Raw genomic sequence first — 25,269 nt, forward strand, 5'->3', positions numbered from 1 at the left:
CATTCCTGAATGAATTCCAGATAGCCTAAATTTTTCTTATATAGAAACAGTAACTTGATCATCCTTATCACGATCAATTGAATCCCCCATCAATAGTAGCTTAATTTCTGAGAGCAATGTTTCAGCACGCACAATATCAAAATGATCTGCGTTGATCTCCATCGAACGTATCACAGTTGGCGTAATTTGACGCTCGAGCGCATGTCGGTCATCTACATCGCGTGTCGCCGCCCACCAGCAAATTGCTTCGGTATTCAATGATCTTAATGCACCGGCTTGCAAAGAAAGTGTTTTCAAATGACGTGCAATAAAAAAGACATGCGCCAATTCTTCTGTGCCTAGATCAGCGTAATCCTGAATTTCGGCGGATCCGCTGGCACGAAGAACCTGAGGCTGTCGAATGGACAACACTTTCTCCAGTAAATCTACGATCGCTTGCTTTGATTCTATCACTACAGATTGACTAAAAAGCACATTCTCCAAGTCATCATCGGATTCAGCCCAGGGAATCGCTACGGAAACGAATTCAATAAAATCCTGCCGCCAATCATCCGATTGCGGTAGTTCCACTCCAGGAACATAGGGATCAATCAGTCCAAGAAATGCAACTGTCTGATTATCCGCTTCCAGCATTGTGGCCATCATGGCGACTAAAGTACCTCCCAATGACCAACCCAGCAAATAGTAAGGCCCCACCGGTTGGATAACTCGAATCATTTTGCAATAATCTTCCGCCATCTGTTCCAAAGATACATCACGATGCGAAGAGTCAGCGAGCATTCGACAAGGCAATCCATAAACAGCCTGAATACCCTGCAATTGCCGCGCCAGTGGATGATAATCAAATACGGTTCCTAACCCGGCATGAATACAGAACAGTGGCTTAACAATCTCATCTCCACTAGTTTGATTAAGCGCCAGTAAGCCACACGCATTTGCGGAAGTTCGTTTATCCAACCCAAGCAAACCAGCGATAGTTGGTCGTTGTATCAAATCTCTTAGTTTGAAATCTAATTTAACATCCGTTAGATTGCGTATCCGGGCCATCACTTTTAGGCTTGATAATGAATCACCGCCTAACGCAAAAAAATTATCTGTTTCTCCGATTCGTTCCACGCCCAACACCTCCCGCCAGATACTTGCAAGTATCTTGGCATCAGGAGTGGATGGCTCCTGATAGGCATCACTCGCTAAAAAATCAGGCTCTGGTAATGCCCTACGGTCGAGCTTTCCGCTTGTCAAACGAGGCAATGCGGTCATTAATACAAAGTACGCTGGCAGCATGTACTCAGGCAATCGTTTACCAAGCGTTTGTTTCAGCTGAGTTAACAAATCCTTTTCTGATTGCTCCGTGACAGGAACAACATAAGCTGCCAGTTGCGCCCCAGCTGCACCCTGATACACAACAACAGCAGCATCGGCTACACCACTGACTTCACGGACGCGAGCTTCGACCTCACCCAACTCTATACGGAACCCCCGTATTTTTACCTGATAATCGGCACGGCCGACATACTCGATATTACCGTCATTCATCCACCTGACCAGATCACCCGTACGGTAAAGGCGATTGCCATTTTCGTTAAATGGATCTGCAATAAAGCGTTCAGCAGTCAAGCCAGATCGCCCTAAATAGCCTCGCGCCAAACCATATCCACCAATATACAGCTCACCAACTATACCTATTGGCGCCAATTGCATATCAACATCTAACACATACACAACACGTTCGCCCACAGGACGTCCAATCGGTGCATAAGCGCAGTCAAAACTTCCGCTCGCTTGTGTTTTCCAGATCAGTGGGGTCACTACGGTTTCAGTGGGCCCATAACCATTAATCAACGTGCGCGGCCGCAAAGTTTGACGAATCAAGTCATACGAAGCTTTGGGCATAGCTTCGCCACCAAACACATAGAGCTCCACCGGCGGCGGATCATTGCGAGGCATCGCCCACTCAGCAATCTGCCCCAGATAGGCTGGCGGGAATGCGGCGTTAGTAATGCTATAATGGCGCAACGCGTCATAGGTCTGCTCGGCAGTCCACAATTCCTGGTCCCGCACCGCCAAACCGGCCCCGACCGTCAGCGCGGTCAACCAACGTTCATGCGCACCGTCGAATGAAAAAGACATAAACAGCAATTCACAAGAATTGGGATGCATTTCGTAAATCCGTGCTGTTGCCTGGCAATGCATGGCAAGCGGACCATGCGTCACCGCCACACCTTTTGGCAAACCGGTCGAGCCGGATGTGTATATAACATAAGCAATATTATGTTCGTGAACGGGTAATTCTGGATTACATGCTGACTCAATCTCGAGCTCGATGGTATCCACGATTAGTTTAGGTACAGCGGCATCCAACTCGAGCTTCGACAGTACTTTACTTTGCGTAATTAATAGCAATATCGCACTGTCTTTTATCATGAATGCAAGTCGATCATCCGGATAATCAAGATCCAGAGGAATATAAGCTGCGCCAGACTTAAGAATGGCCAACAGCGTTACTATAATATCCAGAGAGCGTTCCATCGCAACACCCACACGCATTTCCGGGCCAACTCCCAACTGTATGAGCCGATGAGCTAGCTTGTTCGCTCGCGCATTCAGCTCAGCATAGGATATTTCCTGTTCGCCCATCAAAAGCGCGATGGAATCGGGTTGCTGTACCGCATTCTGTTCGATTAGATGATGAACCGGCCGAAAAGCGCGAGATAATGCAGCACTCGAATCTGTATGTCCACGCAGCAGAAATAGTTGATCAAGCTGATGTTTTCCTAGCCACTTTAATTCCCCGACCACTCGTTGCGGATAAGTCATCATTTCCCTCATCAGGCCTTCCATTTCACTACGCAAACTGATCACAAATTCGTCGGTAAAATCGTTGCGTCCATAGGAATATTCGATTTCCAACGTATCTCCAACAATAACTTGCAAATCCATTGCGTAACCGGTCAATCCCTTACCTGCTACTTCACCGAAACGAAGGCCATACAATTCTTTACCCCGCAAAGCAGCATCGATTGGAAAACTTTCAAAAACAACAATACTGTCGAATAGCGGTTGACCTGAGGAACCTGCCCAGTGCTGGATATCAGCTAGCGATGTATGCTCAAAATCACGCAATCTGGCATTCTTTTCCTGTAATAAGCTTAAATATTCACTAACCGTCAGCTCGCTACGTCGCTCAACCGGAACAGGAATCGTATTGATAAACAAACCGAGAATCTCATCAGCTTGCGGTAGATTCGGTGGACGACCCGCAACTGTCGCTCCAAAGATAATCGTCTGCTTTCCTGTGTAGCGTTGTAACAATAGCGCCCATGCTGCTTGAACAATCGTATTCAGGGTAATGCGCGCCTGTTGAGCAAAAGCTTGCAAGCGACGCGTTTCCTCCACATTCAGATGCGTATAGATTTGAGCAAAATCGGGCCGATTATCTTGTTTTACCGCCTTGCTGACCGAATGCGCTAATAGCGTCGGACCGTCAGTATTCGCCAGCTCAGCTTGCCAGAAATGCTGAGCTGCCTGCTTATCCTGTTTCTCCAGCCATCGCACATAGACACTATAGTCCGGCCCGGGCTGCGCAAGCATTTCGCCGTTATAGCAACGCAACCAATCACTGATCAATATAGAATCACCCCAACCATCCAGCAGTATGTGGTGTTTAGTCCATATCAACTGATGACAATCTTCGTCTATCCGAATCAGAATCAATCGAGCCAGTGGAGGATTAAGAAAATCGAATTCGCTTTTGAGTTCCTGATCGGCATAAGCAATGATCTGTTCTTCCAGGCAATCTTTTTCTCGCCAATCCAACTGGATGACGGGTGCCTCGATTTGTTTAAATATAATCTGTAATGGACGAGCAAGCCCATCTTGCCATAGAAACCCTGTGCGTAACACGGCATGCCGAGCAATCATTTCTTGCCAGGCATGCGCTAACCGTTCGGCATCAAGTCCCTCAACTTCTACGCTGATCTGACTGATATAAAGCCCGGTACCAGGTGCTTCAAGCGTATGGAATAACATACCTTCTTGGGTCGGCGACAATGGATAGATGTCTTCGATCTCATTATTTCCGAACGACAGCGAGGCTATTACTGCAGCATCAAGATAATCTTCCAGGCAAGCATGTTCAGGTTGAAGCTCCTCAATCGCAGATTCCGACACGATTTCTGTCACTTTAGCCAGCGCAGCAATTGTCTGTTGTTCAAACAATTGTCGCGGCGTGATTTTACAGCCCATCCGACGTGCTTTGGCGACAATCTGCAAACTGATGATAGAGTCTCCACCCAGTTCGAAGAAGTTATCGTTGCGCCCTATCGAGTTAAGTTCTAGCACTTTCTCCCAAATTTTAGTTAGTGCTGCTTCCACTTCGCCTTGGGGTGCTTCATATTGGTCTGCAATAACAAATTCCGGCTCGGGAAGCAATTTACGATCCACTTTACTGTTTGCATTTAGGGGCAGGCTCTTCAAAATGACAATCGCCGATGGCATCATATAATCTGGCAAAACCTTTCCTATCGATTCCCGCAACATGGCAACATCCAGTGTACTGCATGCATGTAACGAGATATAAGCCACCAGTCTCGCCCCGCTTGGCCCTTCTTTAGCGATCACCACGGCCTCTCTTACTTCTGGATGTAATAATAGCTGCGTTTCTATCTCTCCGAGTTCGATGCGAAATCCTCTCACCTTAACCTGATGATCCAGACGACCCAGATATTCTATTTGTCCGTCCGAACGCCATTTTGCAAGATCTCCGGTGCGGTAAAGCCGCCCTCCATGATCATCAAAAGGATCTGCAATAAACCGGTCCGCAGTTAACTCCGGCCGATTCAGATATCCGCGTGCTAGCAGTTCCCCGCCGATGCAGAGTTCACCGGGAATTCCAGACATCACCGGCGCTAAGTTGGAGTCTAGTAAATAAATTCGACGTGCTGGGAGTGGCTTGCCGATAGTGACTTGTGGCGATGCTGCATCATGATCCAAGTCATTTCCATCGCAATTAGCGACTGTAGCGGTAACAATTGCCTCTGTCGGTCCATAGGTATTCAACAGAGCAATCCCATTCATACCAGCTTGCCTCCAGGCTTTGATTCCTTCCGGTGACATGGCTTCACCGCCTGCATGTACTTGCCGCAACAAACCGTAATCGCGCGGCCCCTGTCTGGCAAAATCCTGTACCAGCAAAAACCAATAGGCTGTCGTGAGATCGGCAACTGTTATTCGCTTATCCATCAATTCCCAATAGAACGTTTCACTGTCCCATAACGTGGTACCGCGTAAAACTATGGCTGCACCTGCGCATAAGGGAGGGAAAAGCTGCTCAATGAAACCATCGAAATTAATGGTAGAGAATTGCAACATCCGGTCTGTGCTTTGCAATTTAAAGAAATCAATGGCAATGTATGTATGCTCAACGAGTGCACGATGAGCGACTCCAACGCCTTTAGGTTTGCCGGTAGAACCTGATGTATAAATGATATAAGCTAGATTCTCACCATGCAATCTCACATCCGGATTAATATCCGGACAGCCTGACAAATCCAGTGCGTCCAATTCCAATACATGACAAGTTGCACAATGCGGAATTCGCCCCCGTAGCATGCTTTGTGTCAATAGCAATTCAATCGCGCTGTCAATTACCATATGATTCAGCCGTTCGCTTGGATAGTCTGGATCCAGCGGCACGTATGCGCCGCCTGCCTTGAGTGTCGCCAACAACCCAACCACCATGTCGATCGAACGTTCCATCGCAATCCCCACTCGGCTCTCGGGTTTCACCCCTAAAGCAATCAGTTGGTGCGCCAGTTGGTTTGCCCGTCGATTTAGCTCTGCATAACTGAGTTTTGTCTCACCAAAAATGAGTGCAATCGCTTCAGCGTGCTCATTAACCTTTCGCTCGATCAGCCGGTGCGCCGGTTCTACATTGAGATAGCGCAGATCGTTAATTCCCCAGTCTTTTAGTTGTTCCCATTCTGTTGCGCTTAGTCGCGTGATGTCACCTAAACATTTGACTTCGCTTCGCGTGATCTCACGTAACAATTGTTCAATTTGTGCTGCGATACAACTGACAGTTGCTGCTGAAAAATCTTTGTAGGTATATCCATAATGTAAGGTAAATCCATTATTTTCCACGACCGATACGGTCATCGGATAATTGGTTGCTTCCCGGCATTTGACGCCGGAGAAAACAAGTCCGCCCGGCATATGCTGTTTGAATGCTTGGTCAACCGGATAATTTTCAAAGACTAAAATACTATCAAATAGTCCCGGCCGGCTTTGCCCTGCCCAGCGTTGAATTTCATAAAGTGGAGTATGTTCATGTTCGCGTGAAGCCAAGTTTTGTATTTGTACTTCGCGCAACCACTCACCAACTGTCAATTCAGGTTTCAATGCGATACTCACCGGCAATGTGTTGATGAAGAGTCCGAGTATCTGGTCAGATCTCGGCAAATCTGCAGGCCTGCCAGCAACAGTCACGCCAAAGGTAACTGTTTGCTGACCCGTATAATGACCCAGCAGCAAAGCCCATGCAGCTTGTATCAAGGTATTGATCGTAATGTGTTCGCGTTTGCAGAAATTGATTAAATCATCGGTCAAGGCCTGGTCGAGTGGATAAATGGATTCTCCATAACCCTCATGTGTTGCTGGGGCTGAAAACACATCTGATAATCGGGTAGTTTCAGTGGTATGGCATAAACGCTCCAGCCAATACGCTTTCGCTACTTGATGATCACGATCGTGCAGCCATTCAATAAAATCCCGGTAGCGAATACGGGGAGGCAGCAGTGTCGCGCCACCATACTGTCGCAACACTTCACCCAGCAATTGAGAAGTACTCCATCCATCCAACAGAAGATGATGAATCGTCATAATGAAGTGATATCGTTCATCGGCGAGGCGCACTACGGCAATTCGAATCAATGGTGGATTTTTCAGATCGACGCCCGACCTGTGCTCTGATTGAGCAAGTGCTTCAAGCTCCCGCTGCTGATCAGCCAAAGGATGGGTATTCTGATTGCGCCAGTCATGCACGACAAAAGGTAATTCAACCGCTTTCGCTACCCATTGCAGCGGTATTTTTCCTTCCTGTACGAAACCGGTACGTAATATCTCATGGCGATCGACCGCAGCCTGCCAGACAGCCTTGAATCGCTCAACCGACAAATACTCGATATCAGCGCTCAGCTGATTGAGATACATCGCGCCATCCCTGTCAAACACACTATGAAACAGCATGCCGGTTTGCATCGGCGAAAGCGGATAAAGATCCTCAAGTTGCTCAATCGGAATGGGTAACCGATCCAATTCACTCTGATTCATCTGAATCAGAGGAAAATCAGAAGGCGTAACGCCGCGAGCACAAAATCTGCAATGAGTGATTACTAATTCAAGTTCGGTCAGGAAAATCTGAACGAATGCTGCGATGGTTGTTTCGCTATATCGAGCTTCACTGTAATTGACTTCCAGGCAAAGCTCACCTTTGTAAATGTGACTATTAATAGATAGATCATGCTGCTGTATTACATCGCGAGCCATCAAATCACCTAGCGGTTCGTCTGCTAACACCCAAGGGGCTTGTTCACCAAAACTGGTATCAAATTGCCCCAAATAATTAAATACAACTTGCGCTTTGGGAAGATCGTGGATAACTTGTCGTTGCGCCGACGTACCATAATATTTGAATAAACCAAAGCCCAATCCTCTATTGGGCATTTGTCGCAGGCTTTCTTTAATATGTTTGACTCTTTGCGGCATGTCACCTGATGGATCCAGAATTACCGGAAACAGCGCAGTAAACCATCCAATTGTTCTGGATAGATCGATATCAGGATAAAGATCTTCGCGCCCATGGCCTTCAAGATCCACCAGAATCTTCTGATGTCCGCTCCATTGACATAACGCGCCACCCAGCGCGGCAAGCAGCAAATCGTTGACTTGCGTGCGATATGCTGCTGGGGCATCTTTAATCAACGCATGAGTTTGCGTTTGACCAAGCCTAGCAGTTATACGAGTGAAGTTAAATGTACTATTGGAACCTTTGGGGAAATCATAAGGAAGGGAAACAGGCACATCCATCCACCTTTGCCAATAGTCAAACTCAGCCTCATGGCTATTAGGATATTGTTGCAGTTGATGAGTCCAGACAGGATAGCCAGTAGTAGCTTCAGGCAAGATAATGGTTTCATGGTTCTCTGTCTGGTGATAGGCAGTTTCAAGATCTTCAATTAGAATGCGCCAGGAAACACCGTCAATCACCAGATGATGAATAACCAACAGCAAACGCTGGGTTTGATCCGTCATATTTATCAGCATCGCCCTTACCAGCGATCCCTGTTGCAGATTCAAACTGCGCTGAGCTTCATTGCAGAGTGCCAATAATTGCTCAGCAGTCGCTGCATTTCGCACCCACAAAATATCTTGGGCAATGGATTTAGTGGCAATCTGCTCCCATTGACCGTTCGTTTCCCTGTAACAGAAACGCAACGCGTCATGACGCTGCACAACAGCTTTTAATGCTTGATTCAATCGAATTGCGTCAAAAAACCGGCGATTTTTCAAAAACACCGCCTGATTCCAATAGTGCCTCATGGGTATGACTTGTGCAAAAAAATCCAGTTGAATCGGCAACATGGGAATTGGCATGGCAATATCCAGCGAATCACTCTGAACATGAATCGTTTTAGCAGTCTCCTCCAGGGGCTTAGTAATACCTGCGAGTGCGGCAACTGTTTGCCGTTCAAACAATTGCCGCGGCGTAATCTTCCAGCCCGCACGGCGCGCTTTGGTCACAATCTGCAGACTGAGAATCGAGTCCCCCCCCAGTTCAAAGAAATTATCGTTGCGCCCAACTTGGCCGATTCTCAATACCTCTCTCCAAATCGCAGCCAATCGCTCTTCCACTTCTCCTTGTGGCGCTTCATAGCCACCCACACCTGCAAATTCCGGCTCAGGCAGCAGTTTGCGGTCCACTTTGCCATTCGCATTCAGCGGCAGACTCTCCAGCACCACAATCGCAGCTGGGATCATATAGTCGGGCAAGGATTGCCCCAGTGACCCGCGCAGCTCAGCAATATCCACCTCATTCCCCGCATGCAGCACAATATAGGCGACCAACCTCGCACCACCTGGCCCTTCCTTCGCCACCACTACCGTTTCTCTGATTTCCTGTTGAAACAATATTTGTGTTTCGATCTCACCCAATTCAATTCGAAAGCCTCTTATTTTGACCTGATGATCGAGCCTTCCCAGATATTCTATTTGTCCATCTGATCGCCATCTCGCCAAATCTCCCGTACGGTAGAGCCGACCTCCGTTCTCGTCAAACGGGTCCGCCACAAACCGTTCCGCTGTCAATTCCGACCGGTTCAGATAACCTCGCGCCAACCCCGTCCCACCGAGATATAGTTCTCCGGTCACGCCCTGCGCAACCGGATTCATTTCGGCATCCACAATATAAGCGGCGCGGTCGCCAACCGGTGAACCGATTGGCAAATAATCCGAATCAAACTGAGTGCCGGAGTATGCCTTGAAAATTAGCGGAGTTATTACTGCTTCGGTAGGGCCGTAGCCATTGATAATACGCGGCGAATGTAGTGTCTGCTGCACAAAGTCAAAACCAGTACGACTCATTGCCTCACCACCTACCGTATAGGAACGGATCGGCAAATCCCGGCCAGCTTTGCCGGTGAATTCTGCCAGTTGCTGCAAATAGCCTGGGGTAAAGCAGGCAATCGTAATGCCGTGCTTAGTTATCTCAGCAGCTGTATGGTCAACCGACCATAATTCGTTGTCACGTGGCATCAATGCAGCACCAAAGGCCAATGGCACAAGCCAACGTTCATGTGCACCATCAAAATTGATTGAGGCAAACTGTAGTTCACGATCCGCCGCTGTCATGCCGTAAAGCTCACCAATTGATTGCACATGCATTGCCAGCGGCCCATGCGCCACCCCCACTCCCTTAGGTTTTCCGGTGGAACCGGAGGTATAGATGATGTAAGCCAGATGTTCTCCGTGCAGATGCACTACCGGATTATTCTCCGACCAATCTGCCAGATCGAGGGTATCCAGTTCCACAACATGACGCTCTTCGGCATACGGAATTCGTTTCCTGACATGACTTTGTGTCAGCAATAGTTCAATTGCGCTGTCTGTTATCATGTGATTCAGCCGCTCCCACGGATACGCCGGGTCCAGCGGTACATACGCACCGCCTGCCTTCAGCGTCGCCAACAACCCAACCACCATGTCAATCGAGCGTTCTACCGCAATCCCCACTCTGCTCTCGGGTTTCACTCCCAAAGCAATCAGTTGATGCGCCAACTGGTTCGCCCGCCGGTTCAGCTCCCCATAACTAAGTTCCGTATCGCCAAAAATAAGTGCAATTGCACCCGGACGATCGTTGACCTGCCGTTCGATCAAGCGATGTACCGGTTCCGTATTGACGTAGTGCCGTTCGTTGATTCCCCAGACTTTTAGCTGATGCCATTCCGCTGCACTTAGTAACGTGATGTCGCCCACACATTGCTGCGGAGTTTCAGCCAATTGTTCCAGCACCCTGAGATAGTGCTCACTCAACCGCGTGATTGTACTCGGCTCAAACAGTTCGACAACATAGGTGAAACGTGCGTCAATCCTTCCATCCGGCCTTTCTACGGTATCCAGCGTCAACTCAAACTGCGCGCTACGTTCGCCGAGCTCATATTCTTCGACAGTCAGTTCGGGCAATTGCCCCAGTGCGCGATAGTCCTCACGCAAGTGATTGAACATGACCTGGAACAGCGGATTTTGATGTAGGTTGCGCTCTGGCTGCAGCGCTTCGACCAGTTGCTCAAATGGCAGATCTTGATACGTCTGCATACCCAACGCGGCTTCATGAGTTTGATCAAGTGCAACACTCAACGGCATGCGGCTGTCGATACGGTTACATAGTACCTGGGTATTTACGAACAAACCGACAATGTTTTCTGTCTCTATCCGATGACGGTTGGCAGTCGGCACTCCCACCCGCATATCGCTTTGCCCGGTATAGCGATATAACAATACCTGAAAACCTGTCAGAAACATCATGAACAGCGTCATTCCCCGATCCTGCGCTTGGCACTGCAAGCGAGATATCAATGACCCGGGTAAAGTAAAATCATGCTGTCCCGCTCGGTAATGCGCTGTCGATGCGCGAGGGCGATCAGTGGGCAGTTGCAATACCGGGTGCGCTTCTCCTAATTGATTGCGCCAGTATGTTAATTGCCGCTCTTTTTCTCCCGCTTCTAACCAATTGCGCTGCCATAAGGCATAATCTGCGTACTGAATCGCAAGCGGTGGTAACGAAAATTCCAATTTTTCCACCTCGGCGCGGTAGCGTGCAGAGAATTCGTCGATAATGATGCGGTTGGACCAGGCATCTGAAATGATATGGTGCATCACCACCACCAGATGATGCTCTTCCGCCGCCACCCGGATAAGCGCGACACGCAGTAGCGGTCCTTGTGTCAGATCGAATGGCGTGGTGTTGATCCGCATCGCTTCTTCATGTGCATGTTGAGTACGTTGCACAACCGGCAAATCGCACAAATCAATCCGAATCAGCTCGAATTTACCTTCCGCATCGATTTTCTGCTGCGGTAAACCTGCTTCATTCATCTGAAAAACTGTGCGCAACGATTCATGCCGTGCTATCAGCCCTTGGAAACTTGCACGCAAAGCTTCAATATCCAGTTCCCCAAGCAAACGCAGCGCGCCGCCCAAATGATACGCTGTACTCTGCGGATCCAATTGCCATAAAAACCAGTGCCGCTGCTGCGCGTAAGAAAGAATCTGACGGCTTTCCGAAGATTGTCGAACAATGGGCAGCAAAGCGAAATCAATTCCACGTTCTTTCAATGAGTTAAGGAATGTCTTTTGCTTTCCGGAAGAAAGCACGGAAAATCGCTCGGCAATATCTTGCTTATTCAGTTCCAATCAACTCTCCAATAAATCAAGTAACTCAGACATTTCAGATAATTCATCGCGCTCATCGGAAGCCAAAGAGCTTGTTTTTATCATCGCGGCGATTTCATGCAAAACAGGGTATTCAAAATACATTCGCAGTGGCACTGAAACAGATCTATTGCGTAGTAATTTCTGTTGAACTTGCAGAATCAAGAGAGAATGCCCTCCCAATTCAAAGAAATGATCATTTCGCCCCACTCGATTAAGATTCAACACCTCCATCCAGATCGCCCCCAACGCTTCTTCCACTTCGCCTTGCGGTGCTTCGTATTGATTCGCACTGATAAATTTTGGTACGGGCAGCAGTTTGCGTTCCACCTTACCGTTCGCATTCAGTGGCAGGTTCTCCAGTATCACGATCGCCGACGGAATCATGTAGTCGGGCAAGGACTGCCCCAGTGACCCGCGCAGTTCAGCTGTATCCACTTCGTTTCCCACATGCAATGCAATATAGGCAACAAGCCTTGTGCTCCCTGATCCTTCTTTTGCCACCACCACTGCTTCTCTGATCCCCGGTTGCAACAGCAATTGTGTTTCGATTTCACCCAGTTCAATTCGAAAGCCTCTTATTTTGACCTGATAATCGAGCCGCCCCAGATATTCTATTTGCCCATCTGATCGCCATCTCGTCAGATCCCCCGTGCGATAAAGCCGCTCTCCGTACTTATCAAACGGATTCGCCACAAACCGCTCCGCCGTCAGAGTCGGCCGATTCAGATAACCGCGAGCAAGTCCAACGCCGCCGAGATACAGCTCTCCTGCCACCCCTTGTAGGGCAGGATTAAGATTGGCATCCAGAATGTAGGTTTTGGTAGCAGTTATCGGCTGTCCGATGGGGATATTAGTAGACACCTCATCGCGACAGGTCCAATGGGTTACGTCGATAGCCGATTCTGTCGGTCCATAAAGATTGTAAAGCTTGACTTTGGGAAGTTGCTTGAATACCGCCTCCTGCATCTCCAATTGCAACGCTTCTCCGCTGCAGATAATTTGTTTTAAGCTGCTACAGGTCGCAACTCCGTCATCTGCCATAAAGGCCCGCAACATAGAAGGGACAAAATGCAGCGTCGTTACTTTGTGTCGTTCAATCAATGTAATTAGCCACGCGGCATCACGCTGATCGCCGGGATTAGCGATAGCTAGGCGCGCTCCATACATTAATGGCCAGAAAAATTCCCAAACTGACACATCAAAACTGAAAGGTGTTTTTTGCAACACAGTATCATCATGGTTCAGGAGGTAGGCTTCCTGCATCCAGACTAACCTGTTATATAGCGCACCATGGCGGTTAGCAGCTCCCTTAGGTTTTCCGGTGGAACCGGAGGTATAGATGATGTAAGCCAGATGTTCTCCGTGCAGATGCACTACCGGATTATTCTCCGACCAATCTGCCAGATCGAGGGTATCCAGTTCCACAACATGACGCTCTTCGGCATACGGAATTCGTTTCCTGACATGACTTTGTGTCAGCAATAGTTCAATTGCGCTGTCTGTTATCATGTGATTCAGCCGCTCCCACGGATACGCCGGGTCCAGCGGTACATACGCACCGCCTGCCTTCAGCGTCGCCAACAACCCAACCACCATGTCAATCGAGCGTTCTACCGCAATCCCCACTCTGCTCTCGGGTTTCACTCCCAAAGCAATCAGTTGATGCGCCAACTGGTTCGCCCGCCGGTTCAGCTCCCCATAACTAAGTTCCGTATCGCCAAAAATAAGTGCAATTGCACCCGGACGATCGTTGACCTGCCGTTCGATCAAGCGATGTACCGGTTCCGTATTGACGTAGTGCCGTTCGTTGATTCCCCAGACTTTTAGCTGATGCCATTCCGCTGCACTTAGTAACGTGATGTCGCCCACACATTGCTGCGGAGTTTCAGCCAATTGTTCCAGCACCCTGAGATAGTGCTCACTCAACCGCGTGATTGTACTCGGCTCAAACAGTTCGACAACATAGGTGAAACGTGCGTCAATCCTTCCATCCGGCCTTTCTACGGTATCCAGCGTCAACTCAAACTGCGCGCTACGTTCGCCGAGCTCATATTCTTCGACAGTCAGTTCGGGCAATTGCCCCAGTGCGCGATAGTCCTCACGCAAGTGATTGAACATGACCTGGAACAGCGGATTTTGATGTAGGTTGCGCTCTGGCTGCAGCGCTTCGACCAGTTGCTCAAATGGCAGATCTTGATACGTCTGCATACCCAACGCGGCTTCATGAGTTTGATCAAGTGCAACACTCAACGGCATGCGGCTGTCGATACGGTTACATAGTACCTGGGTATTTACGAACAAACCGACAATGTTTTCTGTCTCTATCCGATGACGGTTGGCAGTCGGCACTCCCACCCGCATATCGCTTTGCCCGGTATAGCGATATAACAATACCTGAAAACCTGTCAGAAACATCATGAACAGCGTCATTCCCCGATCCTGCGCTTGGCACTGCAAGCGAGATATCAATGACCCGGGTAAAGTAAAATCATGCTGTCCCGCTCGGTAATGCGCTGTCGATGCGCGAGGGCGATCAGTGGGCAGTTGCAATACCGGGTGCGCTTCTCCTAATTGATTGCGCCAGTATGTTAATTGCCGCTCTTTTTCTCCCGCTTCTAACCAATTGCGCTGCCATAAGGCATAATCTGCGTACTGAATCGCAAGCGGTGGTAACGAAAATTCCAATTTTTCCACCTCGGCGCGGTAGCGTGCAGAGAATTCGTCGATAATGATGCGGTTGGACCAGGCATCTGAAATGATATGGTGCATCACCACCACCAGATGATGCTCTTCCGCCGCCACCCGGATAAGCGCGACACGCAGTAGCGGTCCTTGTGTCAGATCGAATGGCGTGGTGTTGATCCGCATCGCTTCTTCATGTGCATGTTGAGTACGTTGCACAACCGGCAAATCGCACAAATCAATCCGAATCAGCTCGAATTTACCTTCCGCATCGATTTTCTGCTGCGGTAAACCTGCTTCATTCATCTGAAAAACTGTGCGCAACGATTCATGCCGTGCTATCAGCCCTTGGAAACTTGCACGCAAAGCTTCAATATCCAGTTCCCCAAGCAAACGCAGCGCGCCGCCCAAATGATACGCTGTACTCTGCGGATCCAATTGCCATAAAAACCAGTGCCGCTGCTGCGCGTAAGAAAGATGTGCAAATTCACTGATCGACCGCCGAGGAATAGAGATTGTTTGACGTAATGCATCAGTGCTTGCCTGAAACCGTTGTGTTAGTCGCTGACGCTGCTCTGGTGTCAAGCGCGCTCGTCGTCGCGCAAGATCGTCATTATCTGCCATAAGAAATCCCTAATTTATCTTCAATACGATAGCCTGATCACAAGGTAATTGCGTTCATCAAATTAAATCAATTACATTATGAGCATTCAATTTCATCGAGCAATTTTGCCTCAACCAATGCTGCTAAACCCGTAATAGTAGGTAATCTAAAGAAATCCGCCGGATGTAAATCAACAGAAAAACCTGCTCTCACTCTGGATAACAACTGTACTCCCAACAGCGAATCACCACCCAATTCAAATAAATTATCATCTACCCCCACAGATTCTATTCCCAGCAAATTCTGCCAAATTTCTGCAATACTTATTTCCAATTCACTTTCTGGTGATTTAAAAATTGTTTGTAGTACAGGTCTTGAGAATCTTGCTGCTTTGTGCGTAGGTGGTGTAAAGGCTAAAGGTAGAGCAAGGAGATCTTGCTGCGCTTGACTCAATCGAGCTTGCAAATCGAGAGTTGAAACGATAACTTGAGGAACATTCGGTCCATTCACAATACGCTCAAATATCTCTGCGCCTTCTTTTGGCGCAATCCCTATATCATCAGGCATCTCCATATTTGCAGCCATGCCGACTTCGCGCCAACTGTCCCAGTTAATCGAAATGACAGGATATGAATGTTCACGGTAGGCAAAATGAGCGACTGCATCCAAATAGGCGTTGGCCGCACAATAATCAACTTTACTAAGGCCGCCCGCCATCGTTGCCAGTGAAGAACATAACAACATGAAGTCCAGCGAATCTTCCTTAAATATTGCTTGCAATGCTTGCGTCCCCTGCACTTTAGGCTCCAGCACTCGCGCAATCGCCTCCTTTGTTTTTAAGGACATTAACCCATTGCTCACTTCACCCGCAGTATGAATAACACCATTGATGTTGCCAAAGTTATGCTTTGCTTGCGTTACAGCCGCCTTCAATTCCTTTAAATTTGCAACATCCGCATTTAGCACGAGCACTTCAGCGCCCAGCCCCTCAAGTTTAATGATGTTTTCTATTTTGTGATGCACGGCACTGTCTTTATTGTTTGCAGCCAAAGCTTCTGGCCAACTCTCCCGAGGTGGAATCGGAGAACGCCCCAATAACACCAATTTAGCCTGAAACTTTCGCGCCAAGTATTCCGCCAGCGTCAAACCGATGCCCCCTAATCCGCCCGTAATAAAATAAACTCCGCCAGATTTAAATCGGTTAATTACTGATGTGGGATATTGAGCTGATTCAAAAAATTGAATCCAGCGGTGCGGACCTCGATAAGCAGTCATCGAATTATCGTTATTCTTTTGTGATTCGGCGAGGATCTGCTTAATCAGGCGCGATTCGGCAACACTGCCCGACACCGGCAATTCAACATCAATCAGGCGGCAATTCAGATACGAATGCTCTTGCGGAATGACCTTACATGGCCCTGTTAACAATGCTTTCTCCGGACATAATGTTTCATTACCCGTAATATCCGAAAACTGATTGGTCACGATAGTAATTTCCGTTCGCTCACCCGAAAGTACATTGGATTGGTGTTTTTCTAATGCATTTACAAGGTAAAGCAGGCTGAAGAAATATCTCGTCAAGCTTTCTCTCTGAGTCAAAACCTCATCGTTCAAGCTTAAGCTCCAACAATAAAAAATGTATTGAATTGACTTGTTTTCAGCACGAATATCCTGAAGCAGCCGATCAAAATCATTTTTATCATCAGGACGTATGATGTAGCTTTGCTCATTTTTGCGATGAAATTCAGAGCCAGCAGAAACCGTGATGGGCTTAACGCCATAAGCCAATAGTTGCTCTACCAAAGCAGCACCCAGCGTATTCTCATTCTTAAGAATCAGACAATATCCCGCAACCTCAGAGAAAATATTTCTAAATTCAAGCTTCTCAGCACGCCGCCATGAAGGCACATAAAACCAATCATTGATTGAGCGGGTATGCGCTTTTATGGTATGCGTGACTTGCCCTTGTCCCTCCTGTTTAACTGGTTTAATCCAATAGGATTGCCGTTCAAATGGATATGTCGGCAATGAGACACGGCGGCGGCGTTCATGGGCATAGTAGCTCTCCCAATCAATGGTTAATCCGTTTAACCAAAGCTTGCCAAGACTGAGATACAAGTGTTTCTGGGCATCATGATTTTTGTTCGGGTGGGGTAACGAGGAAACCATCAGTTGCTTAGGCTTTGCCAAAGGATGCCGTTGAGCTAATGCAATCAATGTTTCTCCAGGGCCCACTTCGAGAAAAATTTGCTCCTGATTACTCAGCAATTGCTGCAGACCTTTATTAAAACGCACGGTTCCACGCAAATGTCGCCCCCAGTAGCCGGGATCTGTTGCTTCTTGGTCAGTAATCCAATCCCCGCTTACGTTTGAGAAAAATGGAATTGTGGGGCGACGCAATTTAACTTTGACCATCAGATCAACAAAATCCGGAATTATGGGCTCCACCATGCTGGAATGAAAAGCATGCGAAACATGTAATCTCCGGTATCCGATCTCTTGTTCGGACAGCCTCTTTTCAGCTGCATCAATGGCAGCCGTAGAGCCCGATAAAACACAAAGATCCGGTCCATTGACCGCTGCCAAATCGCAGCCTTCAATCATCAACGCCATAAGTTCGTCTTCGGGCAGCATAACAGCCAGCATTGCCCCCTTTTTCATTTGCTGTAACAAGCGTCCACGCATTGCCACTAACTGTATCGCGTCTTCCAGGGAAAATACTTCTGCTACACAAGCTGCAACGTATTCACCCACGCTATGACCTATCATCGACGTGGGCTGAACGCCCCATGACATCCATAATTTCGCCAAGGCATATTCAATAACAAATAATGCAGGTTGTGTGACTTCGGTTTGCTCAAGTCTCGCTGCAGCTAAAGCACGGCCATCTTCTTCAGCATTAGGAAAAAGTATGGTGAATAGATCGAAATCAAGACGCGGTTTAAGCAAATCAATGCAACGATCAAGCTCTTGACGAAAAACGAACTCATTTTGATAGAGATCACGAGCCATATCGACATATTGCGCACCTTGCCCAGGAAAAAGAAAAGTAACCGGACGGTTTTCAAATGCCACTTGTTGAGTTATGAAGCGATCTCCGGGCTGATTCCGTAGCAACATCACCGCATCTTCACAATTCCGGCATAATGCAATTGCCCGATAAGAAAAATTCTTTCTCCCGACCTGAAGGGTATAGGCAACGTCAGCTAATGCTTGCTCTGGGTGAGTAATCAGATGGTTTTGCAAGTGAATCATCGCTGTTTCCAATGCACTTGGACTTCTGGCCGAAACCATCAACGTTTGCCAGTCACGCGAAGCCCCCGGTGGATTGCTCGCTGGCGCTTCTTCAATCACCACGTGCACATTGGTTCCGCCGATACCAAACGAACTGACGCCCGCTCGACGCGGAGTTGAACCATCCGGCCAAGCTTTATTCTCGGTATTGACATAAAACGGACTCGAAGAAAAATCTATTTGTGAATTGGGCTGCTCGAAATTCAAACTAGGAGGAAGAATCCGATATTTCAGAGCGAGTGTTGTTTTAATCAAACCTGCGATACCTGCAGCTGCATCCAGATGACCTACATTCGTCTTGACTGAGCCGATACCGCAAAAACCGCGCTTGTCGGTACTCTCCCGGAAAGCCTGCGTCAATGCTGCAATCTCTATCGGATCACCGATCGTAGTCCCAGTGCCATGCGCTTCAATATAGCTGATGGTATCCGCAGAGATGCCTGCATTGGCCTGAGCCGCAAGTATGACCTCCGCCTGTCCTGCAATGCTGGGGGCGGTATAACCAGCTTTAGCCGAGCCATCATTATTAATCGCCGAGCCTTTTATCACCGCGTGAATGGTATCACCATCAGCCAAGGCATCCGTCAATCGCTTAAGTACCACCACACCCACACCACTCCCTATCACTGTCCCCGCAGCCTTAGCATCAAAAGCACGACAATGGCCATCCGGTGAGAGAATGGCACCCGGTTGATAATGATAACCCACCTCGTCATGCAATAAATTTACCCATGCTCCACCCGCAAGGGCCATATCGGCCTCATGATTGAGTAAGCCGCGGCAAGCTACATGAGTTGCGGCAAGAGAAGTAGAGCACGCTGTCTGAACGGTAATGCCCGGTCCGCGCAAGTTAAGTTTATAGGCGACGGTGGTAGTCATGGAATCCTTATTATTGCCATTCATGAGTCCCTGTAATGCAGAGATATCCTGCATATCTGACATGCTTCCGCCGGACATTAGATTCATTAACAGATAAGTGTTTACACCACACCCCGCATATACGCCAATTGGATTGGCGTACCTCGATGGATCGTAGCCTGCATCTTCCAAGGCTTGCCACGCCACTTCAAGAAAAATCCGATGCTGCGGATCTGTTTCTGCTGCTTCACGCGGAGTATAGCCAAAAAAAGAAGCATCGAAGAGATCTACATCCTTGAGTTGTGCACCTGCCTTTATGTAGAGAGGGTCTTTAAGCACCTCGGGAGACACGCCGCGAACGAGCAATTCTTCATCGGTAAAGAAATTGATGGATTCAACTCCTTCGTGCAAATTACACCAAAAGGACTCGATATCACTCGCACCGGGAAAGCGGCATGCCATGCCAATGATTGCAATATCAAGCTCTGTATTTTCTGGCAATTCTTCAGGACTGGCCATCAATGGATCCTCTTTGCTTTCTGTTTTGGTTGAATATAAGTGCTACGTTGCCGTTGCGCCCGATCCAGGTGACGTTGTAAGGATGCATTGCCGGCATCTCCTTGATTTACAAATTTTGCCAAGCTTGCCACGGTGGTATATTTAAAAAGATCTATGATGGCCATATGAATATTCAAGCGTTCTTCTAGTTTTTGTTTGACTTTGATCAACAATAACGAATGACCTCCCAGATCAAAAAAGTTGTTTTGTAATCCAACCGGATGAATTTCCAGTACGTCCGACCAGATTTCAGCTATAGCCTTTTCCAGTTCGTTAACCGGCGGGACGTAATCGGTTTTGTCATATTGCTCTGGAGAAGGCAGCGCTTTTCGGTCTATTTTCCCGTTAGGATTAAGCGGCAAGATATCCAGAAAAACAAATAAATTGGGGATCATATATTCAGGAAGCGTTGCCGCTAACGATGTTTTTAACAACGCCGAGCTCAACTGAACCCCGTCATGCGGAGCTAAATAAGCGACTAACCGCAAGCCGCCGAGTCCCTCTTGAGCCAGCACGGCCACCTCACGCACACCGGTCTGGGCGAGCAGTTGCGCCTCAATCTCGCCCAGTTCAACACGAAAACCCCGAATCTTGATCTGCTGATCGACACGACCCAGGTATTCCAGCTGACCTTCATCACGCCAGCGCACCCAATCACCCGTTCGATACAGGCGACCACCCATTGAATCAAATGGATTCGGCACAAAACGCTCGCTAGTCAAAGCAGTCTGATCAAGATAACCACGCGCTAACCCTTCTCCACCCACATAGAGTTCGCCTATCGCACCTAGCGGCACAAGATTGAGTTGCGTATCCAGTACATATAAGTTGCGTGCACCAACCGGTCTTCCAATTGGTACATACTCGCCCTCGAAACAAATCCGGTCATCGCTATCAGTATGGCTAAGCCATGCCGTAGGTGTTATCACGGCTTCAGTTGGACCATATGCATTCACTAGCCGGGCATTCTGGAATGCATCCCGAACAGCTGTCACGTCAGTGACATACCATGCTTCCCCACCTGCGATACAAGTACGAACCGTATGAGCTTTTCCATGCATCAACGGCAGCAGCATTCTCAGATAGGCTGGAGGAAGATGCAGCGTCGTTATTTGGTGTTTCTCAATCAAGCCCACGAAACCATCTCCTGCCAAATCACTTGTTGAGGAAAGCACCAATGCAGTGCCATGTGTCAGCGGAGTGATCCATTGCTCGGCAGCCGCATCAAAATTCATGGAGAAAAACATCAATTCACGATCGCCTGGCCGAACATCGTAAATATTCCCAATGGCGTTCAGATGCATGGACAGTGGGCCATGCGCAACTGCAACGCCTTTAGGCCGACCGGTTGAACCCGAAGTATAAATAACATAAGCCAAATTATGCTCATGCAGAGCAACCTCGGGGTTGGTTTCCATCTCAACACTCAGATCAAGCGCATCAAGCGCCAGTATTTCCATACCTTCTTTATGAGGAATCCTTGATTTTATATGCGCTTGTGTCAGCAGAAATTTAATCCCGCTATTTACAAGCATATAATCTAATCGTTCTTTCGGATATTCCGGGTCAAGCGGAACGTAACCCCCTCCCGCTTTTAGAATGGCCAAAAGACCTATGATCAATTCAATAGAATTACGCTCGACTGCAATGCCAACGCTCATTTCAGGCTTAACGCCAAGACCGATCAGTCGATGCGCCAGTTGATTTGATCTGTGATTGAGTTCCGCATAACGCAACTCAATTTGGCCCGAAATCACAGCCACCCTGTGGGGATTACTGTCTGCCTGATGCTCAATCAATTGATGAACAGGATGAAACACTGAAACATCAGACTGATTGGTTCCCAAAATTTCAAGCTGCTGTTTATCTTTTTCGCTCAACAGATCAATGTCACCGATTGTCGTGTTCTGACAACTTGCCAATGCTTCCAGAATGCGCAGGTAATGAGACGCCAATCGTTCAACCCATGAAGAATTGAAAAGTTCGGAAGCATAAATAAAGCTGGCATTTACACTACCGTCGGGCAATTCAATCGTTTCTAGTCTAAATTCAAGTTGCGCAGACTGCTCAGGTAGCGAGTAATCGGTAACGGTAAGCCCTGAAAATTCCTGAAAATAACGGTAATCCTTCAATAAATGATTGATAGTCACCTGAAATAACGGGCTATGCCGTAAATCACGCTGAGGATGCAATGACTCTACCAATTGTTCGAAGGGAAGATCCTGATGACTTTGCGCATTAATCGCAGCCTCCCGGGTTTGAATCAGGAGTTCATCAAGCAGCATACGGCCATCCAACTGGCTTCGCAAAACCTGTGTATTGACAAAAAATCCAATTAAACCCGCTGTCTCAACCCGGTTGCGATTAGCGACTGGAATGCCAACGCGAATATCCTGTTGTCCCGTATACCGAAATAAAAAAGCTTGGAAGGCTGTCAGTAAGGTTATAAAGAGTGTTGCTCCATGACGCAACGCCAACTGACGCAACTGGTTCAGCACATCGAGAGGAATGTCGAAACTATAGCGTCCAGCTTGATAGCTTGTAACCGGTTGTCTAACGCGATTGGTTGGAAGTTGTAGAATCGGATGTTCGTCACCTAAGTGATCACGCCAGTATGCAAGCTGCCTATCTTTCTCACCCTCTTCCAGCCATTCCAGCTGCCAAAGTGCGTAATCTACATATTGGATTGGTAAATTATCGAGACAGGCTGATTTCCCTTGTACATGCGCCTGATAAAAAGAGGCGAGCTCATTCAGTAAGATTTGCACGGAAACCCCATCCGAAACGATGTGATGCATGACGATTACAAAAATAATCTCGTTCTCATTTACCTGAATTAAGGCAATGCGCAGTAATGGGCCTTGTGTTAAATCGAAAGGAGCCGAGATGATCTGCTGCATTTCTTTTACAACTCTTGCCTCACGTTCTAGCATGGCGATATCACGTAAATCGATATCAGTAATTATGTTAAGTGTTTTCGGATGAATGACTTGTTCAACCGCACCATCAGCACCGGCGCGAAAAATCGTGCGCAATGATTCATGTCGCGCGATCAAGTCCTCAATACTTGCATTGAATGCTTGCTTATTCAGCGCGCCTGCCAGTCGCAATGCATGCTGCACGTTATAGGCGTTGCTTAATGGATCAAGTAGCCAAAGAAACCATAATCGCCGCTGCCCGAAAGATAGAGGTAGCACATTGGCTTTGCTTCGTATGGGTAAGATGCGGTTTTCAAAAGCTGGCTGAGATGAGCCTGACGTCAAAAGGCATTTGATTTCAGCTGCACATTCATTTAGTCGAGGATTATGAAACAAGCTACGCGGAAAAAATTGAATAGACCAATGTTCTGAAATTCGCGCTGCAACCTGGACAGCGGTTAATGAATTACCGCCAATTGCAAAAAAATGATCTTCACGTGCCAACACGGCGCGATTTAACACAGATTCCCAAACCGCTGCCAGCGCGATTTCTGTTTCATCAATCAGTGTCTGAGGTAAGCAATTATCCTTACCGAGAACGACATAACCATGTTCATAAATTGCATATGCATCCAGCGTGCGCTTGAGCCACCCCTGGCGGCAGGCAGCTCGCTGCAGCTTGCCACTTGATGTCTTGGGCAGGGCACCTGGATTTAACAAAATAACTACAGACAAAGATTCGTGACAGCTTGCACTGACTACTTCACTAAGCGTCTTAATCAATGCCTCGGCAGAAATCAATTTTTGCGTATTACGAGATACTTCAACGGCTACACCAATGCCTTCACCTTCATTATTTTCCACTGAAAATGCAGCGACTCGTCCTTTGCGAACAGCTTCCACTTCTTCTTCAATAGTCAACTCAATATCCTGAGGGTAGATATTTTGACCACGGATAATAATGAGATCTTTACATCGCCCCATGATGTACAACTGCCGGGCATGAATAAAACCAAGATCTCCTGTTCGCAACCAGTATTTTCCTTCGTTATGCACAAAAGCTTGCGCAGTCTCTTGGGAGTGTTGCCAGTAGCCGCAAGCCAGGCTTGGGCCATCCGTCCATATTTCACCGACACAGCCATCCGCCAATGTAACCCGCTTTTCCGGATCTACAATTTTTATCGAATGATTGGATGCCGGGAAGCCACACGCCACGATCGACGCTCCTTCTGCAGCCAATTTTGCGCATCCTAGCGCAAGTGCTTCAGAAGAGAACTGATGGGTTTGCATGCCCTCTCCTCGCACCCCTCCGGTCACAAACAACGTGGCCTCCGCTAAGCCATAACAGGGATAAATCGCATCTGATGAAAACCCTACATGGTTAAAGCATTCAATAAATGCCTGCATCGTTTTGCTACGCACCGGCTCCGCTCCTGAAAATGCAACACGCCAGGAAGATAAATCGATATCCATTAACTGCGAGCTTCTAACACGATCGACACAGAGCTGGAAAGCAAAATTGGGAGCGCCACTGACCGTGGCACGATAACGCGAAATAATTTCCAACCAGCGCACAGGTTTTTCGATAAAAAGGTTGGGAGACATTAATATCGCCGGAATGCCACGATGTATCGGCTGCAATAGCCCACCAATCAAGCCCATATCATGGTAGAGAGGCAACCAACTGACAAATATGTCATCTGCGTTGATCGACATTCCCTCTTCAAACGCTTTGGCATTCATCATCAGATTATGATGACTAACCATCACCCCTTTAGGTGTTGAGGTTGAGCCCGATGTATATTGAAGAAATGCAATCTCGCCTCCCTTCGGAGCATAAGCATGCCATCGTGATGCACTACCCTGATCTATCGTATCTACGGTCAGTATAATTGCTTCGGAAAACTGCGTTGTCGTCACATTGGCGATCAGCGGCAGAATCTTGCTGCTGGTAAGAATACAACCTGCCTTTGCATCATCGGCAATCGCGACCAGTCTCGCAAAATGCCTTTCCCGTAGAGACTCCGGTGGAAAAATCGGTACAGCAATGATGCCTGTATACAGGCACGCCAGGAAACTAATTACATAGTGTTCATCGTTGTTTAATAGCAATAGTGCTCGCTCACCGGGTGAGAAATGATTTTGCAGTACTGCAGCCAGCGCCCTGACTTGCAAATCAAGTGATGCATAATCAAATTTCTTATCAACGAGTATTTCGTTTTGTGCACTAACAACAATCAACGCGGTATCAGTTGGTCGATCGCGCGCCAGTATTTGCATATGCGCAACGAAATTATCGGGATAACTGCGAGATGAAATTAATCTTGTATTCATTTTTATACCTAATCAATTTGTATTTATTGACAC

Annotated in this window: 4 protein-coding genes; all 4 read right to left on the reverse strand. The window is 47.8% G+C overall.

Features of this window, described 5'->3' with window-relative positions; all coding sequences use genetic code 11:
• Window positions 1-36 precede the first annotated feature (36 nt).
• Window positions 37-11,967, reverse strand: a complete 11,931-nt coding sequence (locus C7H79_RS00715) for a non-ribosomal peptide synthetase (RefSeq protein WP_106705384.1) — start codon at window positions 11,965-11,967, stop codon at window positions 37-39.
• Window positions 11,968-15,294 carry a non-ribosomal peptide synthetase gene (locus C7H79_RS00720; RefSeq protein WP_106705385.1) on the reverse strand — a complete coding sequence of 1,109 codons (3,327 nt, stop codon included), beginning with the start codon at window positions 15,292-15,294 and terminating at the stop codon, window positions 11,968-11,970.
• Window positions 15,295-15,370: 76 nt separating this feature from the next.
• Entirely contained in the window at window positions 15,371-19,945 is a 4,575-nt protein-coding gene (locus C7H79_RS00725) for a type I polyketide synthase (protein WP_106705386.1), read from the reverse strand.
• Entirely contained in the window at window positions 19,945-25,236 is a 5,292-nt protein-coding gene (locus C7H79_RS00730; RefSeq protein WP_106705387.1) for a non-ribosomal peptide synthetase, read from the reverse strand. Before C7H79_RS00730 ends, C7H79_RS00725 begins: the two co-directional genes overlap by 1 nt.
• Window positions 25,237-25,269 lie beyond the last annotated feature (33 nt).

The sequence above is a fragment of the Nitrosomonas supralitoralis genome (genome assembly GCF_003011925.2).
Taxonomy (GTDB): domain Bacteria; phylum Pseudomonadota; class Gammaproteobacteria; order Burkholderiales; family Nitrosomonadaceae; genus Nitrosomonas; species Nitrosomonas supralitoralis.

Bases quoted from the DNA above. Each gene is read 5' to 3' on its own strand.
- C7H79_RS00720 (WP_106705385.1), bottom strand. From the start codon at position 15,294: ATGGCAGATAATGACGATCTTGCGCGACGACGAGCGCGCTTGACACCA.
- C7H79_RS00725 (WP_106705386.1), bottom strand. From the start codon at position 19,945: ATGGCCAGTCCTGAAGAATTGCCAGAAAATACAGAGCTTGATATTGCA.
- C7H79_RS00730 (WP_106705387.1), bottom strand. From the start codon at position 25,236: ATGAATACAAGATTAATTTCATCTCGCAGTTATCCCGATAATTTCGTT.